16 protein-coding genes are annotated in these 20,489 nt (G+C 49.5%); 7 read left to right on the top strand and 9 right to left on the bottom strand.

The features are described 5' to 3' along the window. Positions 1-146 precede the first annotated feature (146 nt). Complete coding sequence (locus tag NDI52_RS31555) at positions 147-1,916, bottom strand: protein kinase (protein WP_190774484.1); 1,770 nt, start codon at positions 1,914-1,916, stop codon at positions 147-149. A gap of 178 nt (positions 1,917-2,094) precedes the next feature. Between NDI52_RS31555 and gntT the strand changes: the two genes are divergently transcribed. Beyond that, positions 2,095-3,462 (top strand): guanitoxin biosynthesis MATE family efflux transporter GntT, encoded by a 1,368-nt coding sequence (gntT, locus tag NDI52_RS31550; RefSeq protein WP_190774483.1) that lies wholly within the window; start codon positions 2,095-2,097, stop codon positions 3,460-3,462. A 141-nt stretch (positions 3,463-3,603) separates the two neighbouring features. Here the strand turns inward: gntT and NDI52_RS31545 are convergent, their stop codons facing one another. The 4 genes from NDI52_RS31545 to NDI52_RS31530 form a co-directional block, all read right to left on the bottom strand. After that, positions 3,604-3,840, bottom strand: coding sequence for a hypothetical protein (locus tag NDI52_RS31545; protein ID WP_190774482.1), 237 nt, complete (start codon positions 3,838-3,840; stop codon positions 3,604-3,606). 276 nt (positions 3,841-4,116) lie between these two features. Continuing rightward, positions 4,117-5,292, bottom strand: coding sequence for a thiolase family protein (locus NDI52_RS31540; RefSeq protein ID WP_199307724.1), 1,176 nt, complete (start codon positions 5,290-5,292; stop codon positions 4,117-4,119). Between the two features lie 435 nt (positions 5,293-5,727). Then, entirely contained in the window at positions 5,728-7,299 is a 1,572-nt protein-coding gene (locus tag NDI52_RS31535) for an AMP-binding protein (protein ID WP_190774480.1), read from the bottom strand. After that, positions 7,296-7,841 (bottom strand): biotin transporter BioY, encoded by a 546-nt coding sequence (locus NDI52_RS31530; RefSeq protein ID WP_190774479.1) that lies wholly within the window; start codon positions 7,839-7,841, stop codon positions 7,296-7,298. Before NDI52_RS31530 ends, NDI52_RS31535 begins: the two co-directional genes overlap by 4 nt. A 10-nt stretch (positions 7,842-7,851) precedes the next feature. On the opposite strand from NDI52_RS31530, the gene NDI52_RS31525 reads away from it, so the two are divergent. Continuing rightward, positions 7,852-8,049, top strand: coding sequence for a hypothetical protein (locus NDI52_RS31525; RefSeq protein ID WP_348256988.1), 198 nt, complete (start codon positions 7,852-7,854; stop codon positions 8,047-8,049). Positions 8,050-8,113: 64 nt separating this feature from the next. Here the strand turns inward: NDI52_RS31525 and NDI52_RS31520 are convergent, their stop codons facing one another. Both NDI52_RS31520 and NDI52_RS31515 read right to left on the bottom strand, forming a co-directional pair. Next, positions 8,114-8,716, bottom strand: coding sequence for an energy-coupling factor transporter transmembrane protein EcfT (locus tag NDI52_RS31520; RefSeq protein ID WP_190774477.1), 603 nt, complete (start codon positions 8,714-8,716; stop codon positions 8,114-8,116). Positions 8,717-8,844: 128 nt separating this feature from the next. After that, positions 8,845-10,371, bottom strand: coding sequence for an adenylate/guanylate cyclase domain-containing protein (locus tag NDI52_RS31515; protein ID WP_190774476.1), 1,527 nt, complete (start codon positions 10,369-10,371; stop codon positions 8,845-8,847). Between the two features lie 398 nt (positions 10,372-10,769). On the opposite strand from NDI52_RS31515, the gene NDI52_RS31510 reads away from it, so the two are divergent. Beyond that, the gene (locus NDI52_RS31510) at positions 10,770-13,979 is read left to right on the top strand and encodes a cyclic nucleotide-binding domain-containing protein (RefSeq protein ID WP_190774475.1); all 3,210 of its coding nucleotides are present in this window, start codon (positions 10,770-10,772) and stop codon (positions 13,977-13,979) included. A gap of 204 nt (positions 13,980-14,183) precedes the next feature. On the opposite strand, the gene NDI52_RS31505 is transcribed toward NDI52_RS31510, so the two are convergent. Both NDI52_RS31505 and NDI52_RS31500 read right to left on the bottom strand, forming a co-directional pair. Continuing rightward, positions 14,184-14,858 carry an ABC transporter ATP-binding protein gene (locus NDI52_RS31505; RefSeq protein ID WP_190774474.1) on the bottom strand — a complete coding sequence of 225 codons (675 nt, stop codon included), beginning with the start codon at positions 14,856-14,858 and terminating at the stop codon, positions 14,184-14,186. A 32-nt stretch (positions 14,859-14,890) separates the two neighbouring features. After that, complete coding sequence (locus NDI52_RS31500; protein ID WP_190774473.1) at positions 14,891-16,351, bottom strand: PLP-dependent aminotransferase family protein; 1,461 nt, start codon at positions 16,349-16,351, stop codon at positions 14,891-14,893. A gap of 107 nt (positions 16,352-16,458) precedes the next feature. Between NDI52_RS31500 and NDI52_RS31495 the strand changes: the two genes are divergently transcribed. The 4 genes from NDI52_RS31495 (at position 16,459) to NDI52_RS31480 (ending at position 20,392) form a co-directional block, all read left to right on the top strand. Further along, complete coding sequence (locus tag NDI52_RS31495; RefSeq protein ID WP_242035713.1) at positions 16,459-16,932, top strand: GNAT family N-acetyltransferase; 474 nt, start codon at positions 16,459-16,461, stop codon at positions 16,930-16,932. 15 nt (positions 16,933-16,947) lie between these two features. Then, the gene (locus tag NDI52_RS31490; RefSeq protein ID WP_190774471.1) at positions 16,948-17,640 is read left to right on the top strand and encodes a pyridoxamine 5'-phosphate oxidase family protein; all 693 of its coding nucleotides are present in this window, start codon (positions 16,948-16,950) and stop codon (positions 17,638-17,640) included. Between the two features lie 685 nt (positions 17,641-18,325). Further along, positions 18,326-19,219 carry a DMT family transporter gene (locus NDI52_RS31485; protein WP_190774470.1) on the top strand — a complete coding sequence of 298 codons (894 nt, stop codon included), beginning with the start codon at positions 18,326-18,328 and terminating at the stop codon, positions 19,217-19,219. Between the two features lie 309 nt (positions 19,220-19,528). After that, complete coding sequence (locus NDI52_RS31480) at positions 19,529-20,392, top strand: SGNH/GDSL hydrolase family protein (protein WP_190774469.1); 864 nt, start codon at positions 19,529-19,531, stop codon at positions 20,390-20,392. The last annotated feature ends 97 nt before the right edge of the window (positions 20,393-20,489 follow it).

The raw sequence follows: 20,489 nt of genomic DNA, 5'->3' as shown, positions 1-20,489 counted from the left end.
GGCCCCACTCTCATCCATCCCGAACTGAGGTGTGAAACAGACCAGCGGCGAAGATACTTTGGGGGTTGCCCCACGGGAAAATAGCTCAGTGCCAGGGTAATACTCAACCAAAAGCCTTCCTCAATCTGAGGAAGGCTTTTTTGTCTTCAATGTAGGTTTTCTTCCCAAACGCCAATATAAATACGGCCTTGGCGATTGCGTTCAATAGTTCCCTCCAGGTTGTCAATGGAGAAGGAGTAGCGATTGGATTGTCGCTGTCGTACAGATTCTAGACCTTGCTCGATTGCAGATGTTGTTTGGTCATTGAGCATTCCATTTAACGTCGAGCGTATAACTTGCTGATCGACGGATTGATCGAAGGATGCTTCGGTTTGGCGAACACGATCGCTGTCCTTATCCAGGATGTAAGCGACGGTTACTTGATTGGGAACCAAATCATACAGCACGGAGCGGGTATTGGGCCAATAGCCATTATTGCTACGTCGATCAGGTTCACCTAAACGAGACTCAATTTGTTCTGCTCTTGTACCGATGGCTAAACCAGGAACTTCAGTTGTGATGCGATCGCCCCTTCGATTCTTGTCCGTGGATGGGTTGTTAGGTTCAGTTTCAGCTTCCTCTTGTACTGGCTCTGGGATTGTTTCAGCTACAGGAGATTGTTTTGCCTCCGGTGCAGCTTTAGGCGCTTCATTCAACGGTGAGGATTGAGGGATTGGCAAAAAGGTGGAGTCTTCTGGTGCTGAAGTGGTTTCGCTTCGTTCTTCCCCATTTGGAATTGTGGAAGCTTCGGGTGATACGTCTGTTATAGAAGGATTTTGAGTTGGATGGGAGCGCAGAATAGCTAGTGTTGTAGTGATCAGCGTTGCGATCGCTACAACTCCTAATAAGCCATAAATCGGCCCTCGGTTTTTCCCGGTTGATTGCTTGGCTACTCCTATGGCCCTTTGGTTTTTGGGTTGGGCGGGAGCTACTGGAGCAGGGGTGGGGGATCCGATAGCAACGGTTGCTGCGGTTGAAGGAGGTTGTACTGGCGTTGCTTGCACAACAGGGAGAATTGCCTTTGCAGTATTAGCGGAAGGGTTAGCATTACTTCCATTTGTAGACATACTACTGGGAAGCAGTGTGAGCCATTCTGTAACTGTTGTGGGACGGAATTTGGATTCGACAGCCATGCCTCGCATGACTGCCTGATTGATAGCTGGAGAGAGATTGGGTTGCAAATCCCGGGGGGCTGGCATGGGTTGGCGATCGCGCAAAACCGATGCAACAGGAACCTGTGCGGTCAGTAAGGCATACAGTGTTGCAGCTAGCCCATAGACGTCAGTGGCGGGTGTACGAGGAGCCTGAGAAATGTATTGCTCAATGGGAGCATATCCCGTAGAAATGATGCTGGTGTGAGTCTGAGTCATGCCCGGCGTAAATTCCCGAGCGATGCCAAAGTCGATCAGCACAACTTCTTGAGTGCCCTGACGCAGGATAATATTGCCTGGCTTTAAGTCCCGATGGAGTAGCCCGTTTTGGTGAACGACTTGCAAGGCTGCTCCTATCTGACGGATATAGTGGATAGCGATCGCTTCCGGTAAAGGATGGTCTGGAAAAATAATTTGTTCTAGGGTAGCACCGGCGATGTAATCCATCACTAGGTAAGGTATGCCGTCTTCAGTAAAGCAGTCACTGATCCGCACAATGTTGGGATGGGTACATAACGCCAATCGGCGTGCCTCATCCTGGCAGCTCCGAGCTAAGTAGGAAAAGTGTGGACTACGACGGCTCGCTTCATTGAGCGTTTTGATGACTACGTGTTGGCCTAGAGCATGGTGCATAGCCTTGAAAGTGATGCCAAAGCCTCCCTCTCCCAAGACTTCTTCCAAGGTATATTTGCCGGATTGGAGCGTTTTCCCAACTAGCGTGTTCATTAAATGAAGGCGATCGCACTGAAACACTGCTTTCCAGCATAGCTATTACGGCAATTAGCTTACACTTCCCTAAGTTCAGTCTTGAGGGTGGCGTTTCTCGGGAGACTTAGCTGGAATAGCTATAGTAGTTTATTGATACGAAACCTGTTGTAATGGTTTGAAATAACTGTTTACGGAAATGACGTTGACTCCCCCTGGCCGATACGACTTCTTGCCCCGGTTTTATCGCTTGTCTGCGGTTAGCATGTTATCTAACATGATGGTGCCGTTGGCAGGATTAGTTGATACGGCATTTCTAGGCCATCTGGCAGATATTCGTCATTTAGCTGGAGTGGTTCTGGCATCCATTTTGTTTGATTACCTTTATCGGGTGCTCAAGTTTCTGCGATCGAGTACCAATGCCATAACAGCCCAGGCGGTTGGTAAGAATGACCAGCAAGCGGTTTTGTTGGCAGGGCTGCGGAGTGGTCTGGTGGCCCTGGGAATTGGTTTAGTCATTTTGCTGCTGCAATATCCTTTACAGAAGGTTGGGTTTGCCATTCTCAGCGGAGCTTCAGAGGTAGAGGCATCGGGTAGCGAGTATTTTTATGGGCGGATTTGGGGTGCTCCAGCTGTTTTATTGAATTTTGTGCTTTTTGGTTGGTTTTTAGGGCGGGAGATGAATTGGGTCGTTCTGCTCATGTCTCTGTTGGGGAATGGGTCGAATGTGGTGTTGGATTATTTGATGATTTTTAAGTGGGGTTGGGCCAGTGCTGGGGCGGGTATTGCGACTGCAGTAAGTCAGTATTTAGCATTGTTAGTTGGGTTGATTGCGATCGCCTTTAGTATTGACTGGGATAAGCTGAGATATGTGATAGGCAACCTCTTTGACCGGGCTGCACTGCGAGAAACAGTGGCGTTGAAGGGGAATATTCTGATTCGATTTCTCGTGTTGATTTCTACCTATGCCATCTTCACTAACTTAAGTTCTACGATGGGAACGACGACCCTAGCGCAAAATGGGTTGCTGCTTCAGATTGCCTTGCTGAGCCAGTTTACGATTCAGGGGGTGGGGATGACGACGCAAACGTTAATTGGCAATTTCAAAAGTAAGGGAGTGAACGATCAGCTCATCCCCGTTCTAATCCTTTCTGTATTGACTGCATTACCAATTGCGCTTGGGTTTGCTGGTGCAACGATTCTTTTCCCGGAACAGGTTTTCGGTTTACTCACGAATCATGCAGATGTAAATGCCAGCGCTGCCAGCTACACGCTGTGGCTATTACCTTTACTAGAGTTAACGGCTGTTGCGTTTATGTTTGAGGGCTATTTTATTGGGCTAAAAAAGGGAGAAACTTTGCGTAATGCGGTTCTTATTGCCTTTGGAGTTGGCTTTGTTCCATTAGCTGCGATCGCCTGGCATCTCCACAGTAATCATATTCTCTGGCTATCGCTGGTTTCCTATATGCTACTGCTGGCGATCGTTCTGGGTTGGCAATTGCCTGCAACATTGCGGCAAGCCTCTTCTAAGGAGGCGGTACAGACAGCTTTAGAACCAAATTCATAGATGCCAATAGATCGTAAACGAGCGTTTTCGGCATGCGCCGCACGCTCAAAATGCTTGTTCCGACCTACTGGAATTGACTGAGCAGGTGTTGTAATTCGATAGGCGAGATGGGTGGCGCTCTGCACCACCCATCTCACGTAATTAAAGCCATTCTTTGAAGCGTTCTTCCTGAGTGATGGCCTCGTAGAGATCAGCGACAGGTTCGCCGGGAACGTGGAGGGAGGGGATGGGAGTTTTGAGTTGCTCTAAAGCGGCGATCGCTTGCACCACGCTTTTGTAAGCCTGGTCAAGGTGTTGCCGTTTCTCTGGGGTGTCGGCTTGTAGCGTGACGATTCGGTGCAGGATAACTTGAAGCTGCCGAATGTCTTCTTCCAACATGGTGGGTTCTACAGAAGTTTAGAGTAGTTCATCAGTTCTATTATATTCCTGGTTTGGTTGTGATATCAAACCTATTGAGTAACTCAGCGATTCTCATTTTGAATTGAAGCCTGAAAATAGCCCACCTTCGGTGGGCTATTTTCAGGCTTCAAAGCCGAGAGTTCGCGCCCAACAGGCGCGAACTCTCGGCTTTGAAGCTCATAATGAGAATTGCTGTGAATAACTGTGATGTGTTGCAAAGCTCTGTACTGCATTTCTGAGCCGTATCCTAATTGCTCAATTAGGCAGCGCTTCAAATAAAGTAGCGAGTCCAAGGCCGCCGCCAATGCCGAGGGTGGCTAGCCCTGTGGATGGAGAAGGGTGTGGGGTTCTGACTAGTTCAGTGAAGAGGCGGGTGACGAGGATTGCACCGGAAGCGCCGTAGGGATGACCCAGGGCGATCGCTCCACCTCCCACGTTCACCTTTTCCTGGGAAATCTCTAATACGTCAAGGCAGGCCAGAACCTGGGCGGCAAAGGCCTCATTGAATTCAATGAGATCAATGTTAGAAAGGCTGTGGGCCGGTTGACGGCTGAAGAGTTTTTGGATAGCTGCGACAGGGCCGGTACCCAGTAGGTTGGGATCAACCCCTGCGGAAACGGCATCTACAACGCGTAAACCCGATTTCCATCCCATTCTGTAAAAAAGTCGCTCGGATACCATTAAGACAGCAGCGGCACCATCGTTAATGGGACAGGCGTTACCTGCGGTGACGGTGCCATCTGACTGGAAGGCAGGGGGAAGTTTATTGAGGCGTTGAAGGGTAAAGTTGGGGCGAGGGCATTCGTCAGTTTCGATGGTTGTTGTGGATGATAGGTGAATGGGGACGATTTCGTTATGGAGTCGTCCATTCTTCATGGATTCGAGGGCTTTTTGGTGGCTGTGGAAGGCGTATTCGTCCTGGCGATCGCGCGTAATTCCATAAGTTTGGGCAACGGTTTCAGCGGCGATGCCCATGTCGGGATCGCCAAGGGCTTCGGGGGCGAACCGGGCACGGTGGGTGAATTGGGGAAGTTCGTAGAGCGATCGCGGTTTTTCAATGCGCCAGGGGGCGGTGCTGACGCTTTCCATGCCACCTGCGATGTAGATGTCGCCAGCGCCAGCTTGAATGAGGCGAGCAGCGAGGTTGATGGCTTCGAGGCCAGAGCCACATTGGCGATCGATGGTAACGCCGGGGATGGTGACGGGGAAGCCAGCGGTGAGGAGGGCGAGGCGGGCGGGATTACCGCCGGGGCCGATGGCATTACCTAAAATGACTTCATCAATTTGGTCGGGTTGGAGGTGGGTGTCTTGGAGGAGGGCATTCAGGACGGGAGCTATTAAGGCGTCGACGGTGAGAGACTTAAGGGTACCTCCGGCTCGGCCGATGGGGGTGCGGCGGGCGGCGATGATGATGGCTTGCTGAGTGGTCATGGAGGGCGGAGGAGTAGGGCTTTTGTTTGAAATAGGCTTATGCATTTTTGTTGTGGATGAGGTGCTTTGCACCCCATCCACAACAAAAATGCTCTAGATCTGGTGGGCTTGCGTAAGTCCTGTGAAATTTGGTGACGATTGATGGAAATGGTGGTTATTGGCAAAGATCTGGCTTGGGGTCGCGTCGCCCCCCAAACCCCCCGACTGGGGGACGGGCTGCCCCTCCCCCAGACCCCCTCGGCAAGGAGGTTTTGCGTGGGAGGTGTTAGGCCGCTTCGCATCTGCTGGGTTTTTGATCAGGTTTGGGTGGTGTATGTCGGTTATGGCTTATAGGGATAGGAGATTTTTTGTGCCCGGTGGGAAGAAAAAACTGCCTTCAAGCAGTTTCTACCTGAATTCGGGTTAGGGGGTTTAGCTTATCTCGAACCAAGTTTTTTAGGTGCGTAGTTCTTGGGGGGAAAGATGTCCCTGTAGAATCTGGGCTTGGAGGTGGGAGCGGAGGGGTTTGCCGCTGGTGGTGGTTGGGAGGGTTTTGACGGCGAAGAAGCGGCGTGGGCATTTTGCTTGGCCTATCTGGGTGCGGATGTGGTGAATGAGGGTATTGCGGGTTAAGTGCTTGGGGCCGTTCCAGGTGATGATGGCACAGATGAGGTCGCCGCGGCAGTCGTCGGGGATGCCTAAGATGACGGCGTTTTCGATTTCTGGGAGTTGTAGGAGGACGGCTTCGATTTCGGAGGGATAGACGTTGATGCCGTTGCTGATGAGCATGTCGTGTTCGCGCCCGACGAGGTAGAGGAAGCCGTTTTCGTCTAAGTAGCCGCGATCGCCCACGGTGGCCCATCCTTGCTCTATGCGAAAACCTGTGCTGGGTTGTGGTTCTAAATAGCCGGAGCACAGCATATTGCTGCGAATGCCAATCCAGCCGATTTCTCCAACTTTAGCCATGCCGCTGCCATCATCCCGTTGGACTGAAAGGGTGACGCCGTGAAAGGCGCGACCAACAGATTCGGAAGGAATACGTTCGCGGGATGAAGCGATGCTGACAAAGCTGAGTTCGGATGCACCGTAGTATTCCAGAATGTCGGCTTGGGGAAATACGGTAGCAAGTTGATCTCGGAGAGCCGGGCTAAGTTTTGAGCCACCCGCGATCACAGTTTTGAGATGCGAAAAAGATAAAGATTGTGCTGTATTCGCAACGGTTTTGAGTACGGTTGGAACAGCAACTAGCCGTGTAATAGAAGGCTGATTGAGGGATAGCAGGATAGCTTTTGGAGTGAAGTGAGGCAGGATGTGTAAGCTGGCTCCCATGTTAAGCGCTTCGATCGCGGTATACAAGGAAAGGCTGTGAACAAGGGAGCCAGGTACTAGCACCTGATCCGTTGGGCCAATATCGAACTCAATGCGACTGGCCGCAAAGCTATTGAGCCAGGACGCATGGGAACGGAGGATGCCTTTGGGATGTCCGGTGGTTCCTGAGGTGAAACCAATGTAGAAGGGCGAGTCGGGGTCGATCGCCAACTCTAGAAAATCCTCCTGAACAGTGAGTTGGTTTTCCAAGCTTGCCGATTCAGGATCTAACCAATTTTCATAGCTCGAAGGATCCGCTGGGAGGATATCGAGAGCGATCGCCTTTAAAGATGAGAGGTTCTCGATCCTTTGTAACTGTTGGCTGTCGCTGACCAGAATCCCGGGCGTCCATCGGTCCAAAATGGATTGAAGTTGTGGGGATGCCCATTCTGGATTGAGTACCATCGCGACGCCTCCGGCCATGGTAATTCCCAGAAATAACTCCAGAAACTCAACTCGGTTGGACAGTAAGATGCCAACCCAGAAGCCATGATCGGGATGGGTAGAATGTTGAGCTTTGTAGGTAGCAGTCACCCTTGCCACCTGCTGAACCCGATGCAGGAGTTCGCCATAGGTTAACGATTGGGAGCCACAGGCGATCGCCAACTGGTTAGGATAGCGCTGTGCATGGGCGACGAAGCTATCAGTGATGCCGCTCATGCTCGCAGAATGGGATATGTTTTTTGAACGGTAATGGTGGCGAGTGCGGCAATGACAGCTTTTACCGCATCACCGGGAAGAAACGCGGCGGAGCCAATGGCAGCTTTGGCGAGGGACATTTGGGCGGCGATCGCCAACCAGGGAATGCCAATACTGTAGAGGACGACGATACCGCCAAGTAGGTTGAAGAGGATGGCAAACCCGACATTTTTGGAGCGGTGGGGCGATCGCTCGAACAGCCAGCCAATCGCGAAAGCGGCGATCGGAAAGGCGAGTAGAAAACCACCGGATGGGCCCATAAACACCCCAATACCGCCTCGCCCGCCAGAAAGGATGGGGAGGCCAATAGCGACCAAGGTCAGGAAGAGGAGCAAGGCAAATCCGCCTCGTTTAGATCCCAGGAATGAGCCAGCTAGCATAACGCCTAGCGTTTGGGCAGTGATGGGGACTGGTAGAAAGGGGAGAGGGATGGGGGGAAGGAGACCCAGGGCTCCAACGAGGGCGGCAAAGACGGCAATATAAACGATGTCCCGGTTGTTCATAGATGTGGATATGAGTGATCAAACTATGACCATACTGGAAAATGATGATCTAGATCACATCTATAAACGATTGCCCAGCGATTCTCATGATGAGCTTCAAAGCCGAGAGTTCGCGCCCATCGGGCGCCAACTCTCGGCTTTGAAGCCTGAAAATAGCCCGCTTTCGGCGGGCTATTTTCAGGCTTCAATTCAAAATGAGAATTGCTGACGATTGCCATGGGATAAAAGAAGGGGGTCTTTTTATCCCTTCTTTGTCCAATGCTTGTATCTATTCAGTCATCGCCATAGCCGCGAGCATCTAGGGCTTCGGCTAGGTGGTCGGCCAGTTGTAGCACGCGAATGAGGACGGGAACAAACAGTGTAATGATCGGAGTATCAATGCCACGGGCGCGTTGGGCATCCTGGACTTCGTGGATTTGATTGAGTAGGACAGGGATGAGTCGAATGGCGATCGCCATCATCAAACTAATTTGGGCAGGGCGAACCCCCAGGGGCCGGAGCGGAGTTAATCCCCGTTCCAGAGCATCCACCATATGGGAAACTTTGGTGGTTAGCGTGATGAGGGTTGCCAGCAACAGTAGTATGGCAAAGCGCAGAACAATGATTAGCCCGACCCTCCAATCGTTCAGGATGGCATGGAGGAGAAAGATGCCTGCAAAAATCCAGAGGCTAGGGCGGAGTTGGGTTGCAAATAAGCGCCAGGAGAGTTGAGCGACCTTGACGAGAAGAAGTATTACACCGAGTGTAGCGACAAGCCAGGGGATGTTGGAAATAAAAAAAATGCTGATTCCGGCGATCGCCATCCCTGCCAGTTTGATACTGGGTGATAGTGCATGAATGGGAGAATTTTTAGGGATGTACAGCCCCAGGGTCATAATGTGTGCGTCTGTGGAATGGGCGATCGCTAGAGTATTATTCTAAAACACCCCAAAACCGAGAGAAAAAGCGCACGACGCACGCTTTTTCTCTCGGCTTTAGAAGAATTTGCGATCTACTAAGCTTTTTAAGCTTGCAACTGTAGGGGTGGCAGTTGCTTACTTTTTTTATGCCCAATCAGGAAATAGGTTTCCATTTCACCCTTGCCTTTGACATGAATGGTGCCACGACGTTTGAACATGAAGTGATGCTTGAGACGTTGATAGGTGCTTACAGTAACTTGAATTTCTCCTTCCAGTCCATGAGACTCCATCCGGCTTGCGACATTAACGGTATCGCCCCAGAGATCATAAATAAATTTCTTGGTACCAATGACTCCTGCAATAACAGGGCCTGTATTAATACCAATTCGGAGTTCGCACTGATGTCCCTTCTCTAAGCAAAACATCATCAATTCTGTTTGCATATCGAGAGCCATTTCAGCGATCGCCTCTGCATGATCCGGACGAGGATTTGGCAATCCTCCTACTACCATGTAGGCATCGCCAATCGTCTTAATTTTTTCCAGCCCATGCTTTTCGGTGAGCCTATCAAAACGGGAAAAAATTTCATTCAGTAAGGCGATCAGCTTCGTTGGGGGCATCTTTTGGGAAAGCTGCGTAAAGTTCACCAGGTCAGCAAATAGAATGGTGGCTTCTGCAAAACCGTCAGCAATGCTGCTCTCGCCCTCCTTAAGCTGATTCGCGATGGATTCAGGCAGAATATTGAGCAGTAGTTTGTCTGACTTTTCCTGCTCCACGACAAGTTGCTGGTTGGCCTGCCGCAACTGTGATGTCCGCTCAATGACGCGTAATTCCAGTTCCTTTGAGATTTGGCGCAGTCGCGTGATGACCAGAGCAATTCCTGTAAGGGCAAGCAGGAGTAACCCCGCAAGCATGGTAAATGTGCTCTGTAAACCCTGTTGGGTTTGGGCAATGAAGCTATCCAGGGGGCGGGTAATTTCCATAACACCACGCACATCGCCTACCTGCCAATCCCGCTTCGGGCTATCGGGATGGATATTATGGCAGGCGACACAAGTCGGTTTCATAATGTCGGCTTCGGCGTAGCGCAGTGCCTTACGTCCCTGAAAGTTTTCAATGCGGACAAACGGTTCTTTGGGGTTCTTTCTGAGTTGAATGAGTGCTTCTTTTTCAAAGCTATCCCTGGCACCTCCATCTTTTTGTCGCCAACGAAAAGGGTAATCGCTGTATAAACGCACAGACATTCCAGGATTTTGTTCGCTGATGGAGCGACTTAATTCAATCAAAAAAGTTGCTGGGAGGGGAATCGCACCAGGTGTGTTGGCATAGTCAGGCGTAACGCTAATCCCGTGAACCTCTTTAACTCGGCTAACGGCATTGTTGCTATAGAGGGTTCTGGCTTCTTTAATGGCCTGCGCGTAGAGCGCAGAACTTTGTATTGCCTGAGATTCAATTAAGTCGGATGAAAGCCGAGACATATTCAACAAAGCGCCCGCCAGGCCTGCAATGAATAAGATTGCAAGCAGTGTGATCGTTCGTTTTGTTAAAAGTTGAATGACGAAATAAATGAGCTTTCGGATCAGCGGATGCTGAGAGCGATCTTCGGACGAAGGGGCATCTATCCGGTTCATCTAGATTCCTCCGGGGAGGGGGTCGCAACCTGAACAGGTATCTTTTCGAGGCTCTACATCGAGATCCGGAAAAAAATTAAAGGTTTTTTTGTTTCTTCAATATATTTCGAAGAAAATTGTGAAAACTTTATGAAGAATTGTGGTGTTCTCCCGGTTAGGCCGTAATTCTACTGAAATTTTGAATTCGAGTTGAATATGTGTTCATGTCAATTTATTTGAGGTTGTAGGAAGTAATCCTACGGAATAGGGAACTTGAATTCCCTGTTCGAGCTTCAATCAGAAATTGATTTTAGAAGCCGTCATAAGCTTCTCCCCAAGTGCTTTGTTTCCTGTTTTGTAACCCCCCTAAAGCAGTTCAGAGAGACTATCGAATGTTGGGCGTTAGCAAGCTTCCTCAAATGTCGGAACGTCAGATGCATCGACTGCGGTTTATGCTGACGTTCGCCTGGTTACTTCTGATTATTTCCTTATTTTGGGATCCCTCAGCACTCCTGCTTAAGCCATTTCTGTCACAGGCTAATTCCTGTGTGAAAGTGCAGGGGGAATGTCTTCCTCAAGCCTCTCACTCAATCCCACTATTTCTATTTTGGTCGTTGATTGTTCCGGGATCGATTCTGCTTTTATTGGTTTTTGGCCATGAAACCTGGCGGCGCATCTGCCCTTTGTCTTTTCTGTCGCAGATTCCACGAGCGTTGGGTATTCAACGTAAGCGAAAGGTTGAAACGCGAACAGGGGCAACACGTTACGAATTGGTCAAGATCCGGAAGGACTCCTGGTTAGGAAAAAATCATCTTTATGTACAGTTTGGGCTTCTAACCGCTGGTCTGGCGGCCAGGTTGCTGATCCTCAATGCCGATCGCCTGGCGTTGGGAATTTTTCTATTGCTGACGATTGGCGCGGCAATTGCCGTTGGTTACCTCTACGAGGGTAAAAGTTGGTGTCAGTACTTCTGCCCGATGGCTCCCGTTCAGATGGTGTTTACAGGGACAAGAGGCTTATTGGGTAGCGAAGCCCATCAGGGCCAAAAACAAACGATTACGCAATCTATGTGCCGCACAGTTGATAAAGATGGGAATGAGAAAAGCTCCTGTGTGGGTTGCCAGTCTCCCTGTATTGATATTGATGCAGAGCGTAATTATTGGGAAACTTTCACGAAACCGGGCCGCCGCTTTGTGCAATATGGTTATGTGGGGTTACTGCTAGGCTTTTTTGTCTATTACTTCCTGTATTCCGGTAGTTTCGATTACCTCTTTTCGGGAGCCTGGCTATGGGAACCCGATTTAGGAAATACGCTTTTTAATCCAGGGTTTTATGTGGCAGGGCAACCGTTACCTATCCCTAAACTCGTTGCAGTGCCCATGGTGCTGGGAGTGGCGATCGCGTCTTCTTACTTCGGATTAATGGCCCTGGAAAAAACACTTCGAAATTACCTGCATCGGCAGCAAAAGAATGTTTCTTCTCAACAAGCGGCTCATATTCTGTTTTCAATCTGTACCTTCTTTTGCTTTAATATCTTCTTCTTTTTTAGCAGCCGTGCCCTTTTGAAGGGCTATCCCATCCCCGTTCATTTGCTGTTTACTGGGTTCATTGTTTTAGTCAGCACGCTATGGTTGTCAAGAACATTAGAACGCACTGCTGAACGCTATTCGCGGGAAAGCCTGGTGAATACTTTGCGTCGCCAGCTGAGCAAACTCACCATCGATTTTTCCAGGTTCTTAGAAGGGCGATCGATGGAGGATTTGAAGGCGGAGGAAGTTTACGTATTGGCAAAGGTTTTGCCGGGGTTTAACCAGGAACATAGCCTTCAAGTGTATAAGGGCGTATTACGGGAAACATTGGAGCAGGGAAATGCAGATTCTGCCTCCAGTCTGGAAGTGTTGAGGCAGATTCGCCAGGAATTAAATATTAAGGATGACGATCACTTTACCGTACTGACAGAATTAGGGATTGCAGAACCAGAATTGCTCGACCCACAAAAACATCGAACTCGTGAAAGCCAGTTACGTTTGGAGAGCTATCGCCAAGCACTAGCCTCCACCTTATTAGATTTAGTGGAAAATGGTATGTCGCTCCAGGAGGCAATGCAGCGCCAGAAGAAGCAGATTCAATTTCTGAAGCTAGAGTATGGCATGACGGCGGAAGAAGAAGAAAAAGTATTGAGTCAACTCCTGGCTGGAGAGCAAAGTAACATTCTCCGAAAGGCAGACTTGCTACTGGAGCAAATGAAAGGTTTGAGCGATCGCTATGCCGTTCTCAGCCAGAAAACGTTTGATGCTCAAACGTCAGTATTTAAGTTTTTGCGACTGACCGCTGTGCAGCATAAGCAGCATATTATTACACGGCAAATGTTGGGTTTACTGGAAGTGTTGGGCAATACTCCTGACTCTCAAAAACTTGCCCATCAAACGTATCGCTTAATCAGGAACGTTTTGCCTGAGATAATACAGGCATCGGATGGATCAATCTCCTGGAAGAATCGTTTGCATCCAGAGGTTTTTGCGATATTAGAAGGGCGTTCAGCGGAGGCACAACTCAATCCCCTGGAACCTGATGAAGATGGGGGTAAGACTGGAATATCTACGGACTCTTCCAGGTTAAAAAGTGATGCAGATACCCTTGTAACGGTGTTGGAAGAGTTGTTGCATGAATTAGACCCTCTAATCCAAACCCCTGCGCTTTATGGTTTAAGTTTGTTGGAACCAAAAAAGGCTCAGGAGTATGCCAAACAATTACTGAGCGCATCATCTCAAGGACACTGGCTAGCGAAAGATACGGCACAAATACTGCTCGATCGCTATCAGAAACAAATGATCCGAGAAGTTCAAACTTTGATTGTTCAGATCCATTTGCCGACAAAAACAGAAAAGCAGCTCTTCCAGCAATCCGTCATTCGTGTGGGAAGCCATCCCAGTAATGACATTGTGATTCCAGATAAGAGGGTGGCAAAACATCATGCAGTTTTGTATTTAGAGGAAGAGGCATTTCATGTGCTCGATTTAGGGGTGCATGGGGGTCTGTATGTGGATGACCTTCATTTAAGCGGCGATCGCGATCGCCTGATGCAAGGCCAGGTGATTCGATTTAGTGAATATGACGAACCGGCGATCACCGTTTATTGGAAAAAACAACCGCTTCAAACTAAGGCTCCTACCGAAGTTCTGGGCACACTCGATAAAGTTCTACTGCTGTTTGAGAGCCGTTTCTTTAGAACTTTAAAGCCTGAAACTTTAATTGAGTTGGGCCGTGATGCAACGGTCAACATTTATCCCCGTGGTACAAGACTGTGCAACGCAGGGGATATGCCGGACTCCATTTTGCTTCTGATTGATGGGATGGCGGATGTGATGATCTCAAATGGTGGAAGTGAACAAGTGCTGGGTAAGATTAATGCCGGAGAAACGCTCGGTGAGATGGGTGTTTTGACTCGACAAAAGCGATCGGCCTCGGTAGTTTCTGCTTCTGATTATTGTCGAGCACTTGTCATCCAGGCGGATAAGTTTGATTCCGTACTGTATCAGGATCCAGAGATTGCCCGAAACCTGCTGGTTGTTTTAAGTAGCCGACTACAGAGTATGACCAACAACATCAAATCACCCGCCAAAGTTTAGCGCTGTTTTAAAGGTTGATTCTTCGTGCGCTTCGCGTACAAAAAATCAACCTTTAAAACTACTTGGATAGAATATCAGACGTTATGGTAGGCGATGCTTCCCATAACGTCTGATATTCTATCCAAGCCTTTAATGACTGAACTCGAATGGCCCTAAAATAAGCTCAAACCTGAACCCAAGAAAGGCCAGGGTCTGCTTCAAAACCTAGGACAGGTGTTGGATATAGTAAGGTAGGGCGATCGCTGGCTCCGCATCCATAACAATCCGTCCAGTATCAAAGACCAGGATACGATCAAAGTCTTTAAGGAGATCCAGATCATGGGATACAACGATAATGGGCTGGGGTAAGTCCTGAAGAATTTGCTTTATTCGATTGCGATTGCGGAGATCGAGCAATGTAGTCGGTTCATCAAAGACAACGTATTGAGGTTGCATGACGAGAACGGCAGCGATCGCCAAAAGCTGCTTTTCTCCGCCACTTAATAGATGAGCTGGGGAATGGCGGACGTCCCATAATTGATATTGTTGCAGTACAGCGCTGACTCGTTGCTGAATTGTACTTTTATCAAGTTTGAGATTCTTTAATCCAAACGCAATGTCTTCTTCAACGGTGGGAAAAACAATTTGATTGTCAGGATTTTGGAAGACAAATCCTACTTTGCGCCGAATTGCTTTTGCATGGCTTCGTGTATCTAATCCATCAACTTTGACAGTGCCTTGCTCAGGGATTAGCAGGCCATTCAACAAACGGACGAAGGTGCTTTTTCCTGAGCCATTGCTGCCGACAATTCCGATGCGGCGTTGATTAAGATGCAGGTGCAGAGATTGTAGGATGGGGCGATCGCCAAAGTGATGGCTAACTCCTTCAATTTCAATCATGGGGTACGTCTGTCAGGTTGGACTTGATCCTATCAGAGGAGGGTTTGGGCTAGGAGATGAATGCCACGTTCAATGGTGGCTTCGTCGAGTTCGCTATAGCCGAGGATGAAGTTGCAATGGCTTTCAACTTGCAAGCAGTGGACGCGGGCCGGCATTAAGCCCACCCCAGCTTGGGCTGCTTTTTGGATGATGTCAGTTTCTGTTAACGGCAGGGAGAAGTGAACCATGAGGTGAATTCCGGCTTTTTCACCGAGGATGGTAACGCGATCGCCAAAGTGCTGTTTTAGTGCGTGCACCAGGGTTTGACGGCGACTATTGTAGTGCGATCGCATACGGCGAATATGGCTTTCCAGATGCCCCTCGTTGATGAAATCGGCTAGGACGCGTTGGTCGAGGGTGGAGAGTTGGCGATCGCTTAACCACTTGGCATGGGCCATCAGAGGAGCCAACTCAGGCGGCAGAACCAGATAACCGATCCGCAGGGAGGGGAACAGAACCTTGGAAAAGGTGCCAATGTATATGACGGAGTGACCTGGATCTAATCCCTGGAGAGCGGGAATGGGGCGATCGCCATAGCGGTACTCACTGTCATAGTCATCTTCCAAAACCAGGGCGCCAGTCCGATGTGCCCAGGACAGCAACTCCAGTCGGCGAGCCAGGGAGAGGGTGGCTCCCGTGGGAAATTGGTGCGAAGGGGTAACGTAGACCAGCCGGATAGTAGGAACCTGAATGGAGGCGAGGTGGCTAACGACCAGGCCGGATTCATCGACGGGGATGGGGATTAAGTGGGCGTTGTGGCTGAGGAAGATGCGTCGGGCACTGAGGTAGCCAGGATCTTCTAGCGCGATCGCCTCCCCCGGTTCTAACAGAACGCGCAGAATTAAATCCAGAGCTTGCTGGGTGCCATTGGTGATGAGGATGTGTTCGGGATCGCACTGTACGGCACGGGCGCGGGTGATATAGCGGGCGATCGCTTCCCGCAACTCATATTCGCCCTGGGGATTGCTGGCGTAGTCGAGCCATTGTATATTGGCGCGACTATGACGGAGAAGGAGTTTGCGCCAGACTTCCAGGGGAAAGTGTTGAAAGCTGGGGCGACCGTAGCGAAAGCTGATGGGGACTTGAGGCTCAGCCTGAAGGGCAAAGGGCTTTTCGGCTAATCGTTGACCATAGGACGATAGGTGGATGGATGACTTCACCGAGTGAGGTGCTGTTTCCGCTGGGGCAGAGTGGAGCAAATCATCGGGAAGCTGAGCACAGACGAACGTGCCAGAGCCATGGCGTGCCTCCAGGTAACCCTCGCTTAGCAATTGGTCATAGCTCTGGGTAACAGTCGTACGAGAAATGCCGAGGGACTGAGCCAGCGATCGCGTCGAAGGAAGTTTTTGCCGGGGACTTAGTCGCCCCGAGAGGATGGCCTGCCGTAACTCCTCATAGAGTTGCCGATGAAGGGGATGCTCGGCCTGGGGATCTAGCGTCAGGGTCAGTTCCATAGGGCTGCGACAAAGTGGACTTATATTCAAGCACAAAATTGGCTCTTGTAGGAGACCACTGGCGATCGCTACGCTGATGGCGTTGCTTCGTTCATTACACAATGGTGATGCAAACTACCGTCCAAATTCGGACTGCTGATCTGTTTGAGGATCTTCTATTAGCCGAGCATTTCTACTATATGTGGCTAGACAATGCTGTGCCGGAGGAAGCAATCTCCCCCGACTATCCAGATATTGTGCAGGCATTTGTCACAATGGCCCGACGCGATCTGGATTATGCAGCCTTTGTTGCGGAAGTGGACGGGCGGGTTGTGGGGTCGGCAGGTTGTCAGCGATTCGAAGGATTGTATCCGCTCATTTTGGCACCAGAATTCCAGTGCCGAGGTTATGTCTGGGGTGTTTATGTAGAACCTGCGTATCGTCAACAGGGGATTGCGACACGTTTGATGGAAGCGGCGATCGCTCATCTCAAATCTATTGGATGTACAGAAATTTTGTTGAACGCTTCACCATCGGGAAAACCCATTTATGAACGTTTGGGCTTCGTTGCAGCGAATGCAATGAAGTTATCTTTGAACTAGCAAAAGGAACAGGCAATGACAGCAACAGAACCATCGATCCACAACAATCAATTGCCCGTTACACAACGTACGAAGATCAAGCGATTACCCCAGCGTGGAGATTACGATCGCGATTTGATCTATAGTATTTTGGATGAAGGTTTGATTTGTCATGTAGGCTTTACCGTAGATAGACAACCCTTTGTGATTCCAACCGCCTACGGGCGAGTGGGCGATCGCCTCTACATCCATGGATCGCCTGCCAGCCGTATGCTGCGTACCTTGCAAAAAGGCATTGATGTATGCGTTACCGTGACACTGCTGGATGGTCTGGTGCTGGCTCGATCAGCATTTCATCATTCGATGAATTACCGCTCAGTTGTAATTTTTGGAACAGCAACCGTTGTTAGCGACGTAGAAGAAAAGACAGAGGCGTTAAAAGCGTTTACGAACCATGTAGTGCCGGAGCGCTGGGAGCAGGTGCGTCCGGTGATGCATCAGGAGGTGGCTGGAACGCTGGTGTTGTCGCTGCCCATCCAGGAGGCTTCTGCTAAGGTGCGATCGGGGCCACCTAACGATGATGAAGCGGATTATGCATTGCCGATTTGGGCAGGTGTGTTGCCGTTACGAATGGTGGCTCAAACTCCTATCGACGATCCCAAGCTTTCCTCTGGTTTGTCCGTGCCAGATGCAATCTGCCATTATCAAAGAGGCCAATCGCCTGACTAGTAGGCTGCGGCCTAAGTTTGCATACTATGTTTTTGTGTGGGGTGCGAAGCACCCTACACAAAAACATAGGTGATGGATTTCCGCCTCAGCGTACTAGGGTGCGCTTTAAATCTGCCTGGAAGGGTTGTTGTGTGTGTGCGAAGTCCACAAAAAATTAACCCCTAAAACAGATTTTGGATATTTGTAATCATTTCCGTTAAGAGTAAGACTCAGCAAAAATGGTTACTTAAATTCAAGTCTCCTCGCATCTTGTACCTTTCTAATACCAAACTCGGGAAGTCCTTTTTTCGTGCGCTTTGTGTACGAACAATAGAACTTCCCGAGTTTGGTGCAATCACACGTGTGAAACACAACCAAAATAAAGGATTAGGTACTCAAGCCCTGTCTATTTCAATCCTCATCACTCACACTTGGCATTCTCGGAACTGCAACTAAAAAACTCTGTACATTTTTGTTGCGTACCGAATCAATCCGATGCATAACAAAAATATTTTAGAGATGGTAAATGGTATAAGCTTATACGCTTCTGTTTGTCGTTGGCTGGGATTCATGCTCAACAGTGCTTCCAAATAGCAGGTTCTGTGAACTTGAGTTGTTTGGGAAAGGCTTGAGTAAGGTTATGCCCTACACGTGAATTTCACGAAAAGCCGATTGCTCAAACATGTGTTGAATTAGGGTAACGGTTATGCAGCTTTTCGGCATTATACTCATCATTCTTTCAGCCACATCTTTTGGGGCAATACCCATTTTTGCTCATTTTGCCTATGCGTCTGGGGCAACACCACTCACCGTTCTATTCTTTCGATTTGCGATCGCTGCTGTCTGCTTTTGCACATACCTGGTCATCCGACAAATTCCTCTACCCAATCCCAAAAATTTGCGAACGTTAATCCTTCTCGGCGGCGTTGGTTTTGTGTTGCAATCTCTCAGTTTTTTCTTTGCCCTGACGGTTGCCTCCCCAGGGCTTGTCGTGTTGCTGTTGTATTTGTATCCAACCATTGTGGTGGGAATATCCATTGTGGTGCTGCATCGGCCAAGTAGTCCAGGTACGCTATGGGCATTAAGCCTCGCCCTTCTCGGAACTGTTTTGACGATTGGGCCTGTGGGCAATGCGCAACTTCTGGGAGTTATTCTAGGTTTGGTGTCTGCCTGTATTTATGCAACTTACATCCTGGTGGGGGAGCAGGTGATGACGCAAGAATCTCCCATTACAGCTTCTACGGTTGTGCTGACATCCGCTGCAGTTGTGTATGGAGGGATTGTGACAATTCGTGGGGTAAGCCTGCCACAAGACGCATCAGGTTGGCTTGCCATTGGGGCATTAGGGTTGATTTCAACCGTTGTGGCCATTGGGGCACTGTTTACAGGCATTAAACTGTTAGGCGCATCAACGGCATCTATGCTATCGACGCTTGAGCCGGTTGTGACGATCGCCCTATCGTTGGTGATTCTGAAGCAACCCATTACGGGGATGCAATTGGTAGGTGGCGCATTGATCCTTCTGGCTGTTATCTTTTTGACGGTCAGAAAGACAGCACATGATAAATCGGAAAGAGATAGCTATATCGAGCCTCAGTAGATCACAAATCTGTTCTAAAACCGAGAGGGAAGGGGCGTAAAGTGCCCCTTCCCTCTCGGTTTTAGCGCGTTTTGGATGTGTATTGCACATCTAAAACGTCTGTTTGCGATCTCTAAGCTCTGTTTTAGACCTGCCTGGAGAGGTTGAATTTTTGTGCGTTTGGCCCATAAAAGTTAATTTTTAAAGCAGAGTTGTGTGTGATCTGTCCCTTGGAAAAGGCAATTTTCTGAGGAGTAGGCTAGGGTAGGTCCAGTAAGCGCGCCCCGCTGCGCCTTGCTGTGGCACCTTTTCTACGGGGAGCATGTTCCTGTGAGAAAATTTTCTACGGCGATCGCCCTCACCCTTCTCACTTTTATTCTCGCGATTTCCTGTACGCCGCGTTCTGGCGTCACTATCAATGAAATCATCGCCTTTGGCGATAGTCTTTCTGATGTAGGGCAAGTGTTTCAATCCAGTGGTGGGCTTTATCCGCCTGACCCGCCCTATTTTCATGGGCGGTATTCGAATGGGCAGGTGTGGGTTGAATACCTGGCGAGCGATTTGGATTTGGCTGACAATCAAACTCAAAACTTTGCCTGGGGTGGGGCAACTACCCAGGGTGGAGGTGACAGTCCTGTGCCCGGGCTGCGTCAGCAGGTATCCACCTTCACTCAGGCCCAACAACGGTTGAATCCTAATGCGCTCTACGTCGTGTGGGCCGGGGCGAATGACTATTTGCAAGGGCAAACCAACGTATCGGTGCCGGTGGAGAATGTGATGGAGGCGATCGCTTCCCTTTCCGACCGAGAAGCGCGAAACTTCTTGGTGGCTAATTTACCGGATCTCGGGCGCTTACCAGCAACACGAAGCAATGGTAGAGCGGCTGATTTAACTGCATTAACCCAGGTTCACAACCAACGGCTGGAGCAACGAATTCAGCAGTTAAAAGAACAGCAACCCGATCTGGACATTGTGTTGCTAGATGTATTTTCACTGTATAACGAGGCGATCGCCAATCCCGATCAGTTTGGGTTAGCCAATGTGACGGGTACCTGCCTGTCGGGAATGCGGTCCTGCGCTAATCCCAGTCAGTTTCTATTTTGGGATGGCATTCATCCCTCCACAGCCGGACATCAACTGGTGGCAGAAGCGGCTTATACACAGTTGCAGCAGGTAGGCGTTGCGTCACGATAATAAGGAGGTTTCTGCATAAGAATTTACCCAGAATGTTGGTGCTTTGCCCGCGAAGCCACCCGGCCAGAAACGCCACCGTTGCTCATTGGGGCTGCTG

Origin of the sequence: Leptolyngbya sp. PL-A3 (assembly GCF_039962325.1) — a bacterium.
GTDB lineage: Bacteria > Cyanobacteriota > Cyanobacteriia > Elainellales > Elainellaceae > Vacuolonema.
The sequence above is the reverse complement of the archived record's forward strand: the minus strand, read 5'-3'. Positions and strand labels throughout refer to the sequence as shown.

Coding starts and splice junctions, on each gene's coding strand:
- NDI52_RS31555 (WP_190774484.1), bottom strand. CDS start 1,916: ATGAACACGCTAGTTGGGAAAACGCTCCAATCCGGCAAATATACCTTG.
- NDI52_RS31510 (WP_190774475.1), top strand. CDS start 10,770: ATGTCGGAACGTCAGATGCATCGACTGCGGTTTATGCTGACGTTCGCC.
- NDI52_RS31515 (WP_190774476.1), bottom strand. CDS start 10,371: ATGAACCGGATAGATGCCCCTTCGTCCGAAGATCGCTCTCAGCATCCG.
- NDI52_RS31485 (WP_190774470.1), top strand. CDS start 18,326: ATGCAGCTTTTCGGCATTATACTCATCATTCTTTCAGCCACATCTTTT.
- NDI52_RS31525 (WP_348256988.1), top strand. CDS start 7,852: ATGAGTGATCAAACTATGACCATACTGGAAAATGATGATCTAGATCAC.
- NDI52_RS31520 (WP_190774477.1), bottom strand. CDS start 8,716: ATGACCCTGGGGCTGTACATCCCTAAAAATTCTCCCATTCATGCACTA.
- NDI52_RS31500 (WP_190774473.1), bottom strand. CDS start 16,351: ATGGAACTGACCCTGACGCTAGATCCCCAGGCCGAGCATCCCCTTCAT.
- gntT (WP_190774483.1), top strand. CDS start 2,095: ATGACGTTGACTCCCCCTGGCCGATACGACTTCTTGCCCCGGTTTTAT.
- NDI52_RS31505 (WP_190774474.1), bottom strand. CDS start 14,858: ATGATTGAAATTGAAGGAGTTAGCCATCACTTTGGCGATCGCCCCATC.
- NDI52_RS31540 (WP_199307724.1), bottom strand. CDS start 5,292: ATGACCACTCAGCAAGCCATCATCATCGCCGCCCGCCGCACCCCCATC.
- NDI52_RS31535 (WP_190774480.1), bottom strand. CDS start 7,299: ATGAGCGGCATCACTGATAGCTTCGTCGCCCATGCACAGCGCTATCCT.
- NDI52_RS31495 (WP_242035713.1), top strand. CDS start 16,459: ATGCAAACTACCGTCCAAATTCGGACTGCTGATCTGTTTGAGGATCTT.
- NDI52_RS31490 (WP_190774471.1), top strand. CDS start 16,948: ATGACAGCAACAGAACCATCGATCCACAACAATCAATTGCCCGTTACA.
- NDI52_RS31545 (WP_190774482.1), bottom strand. CDS start 3,840: ATGTTGGAAGAAGACATTCGGCAGCTTCAAGTTATCCTGCACCGAATC.
- NDI52_RS31530 (WP_190774479.1), bottom strand. CDS start 7,841: ATGAACAACCGGGACATCGTTTATATTGCCGTCTTTGCCGCCCTCGTT.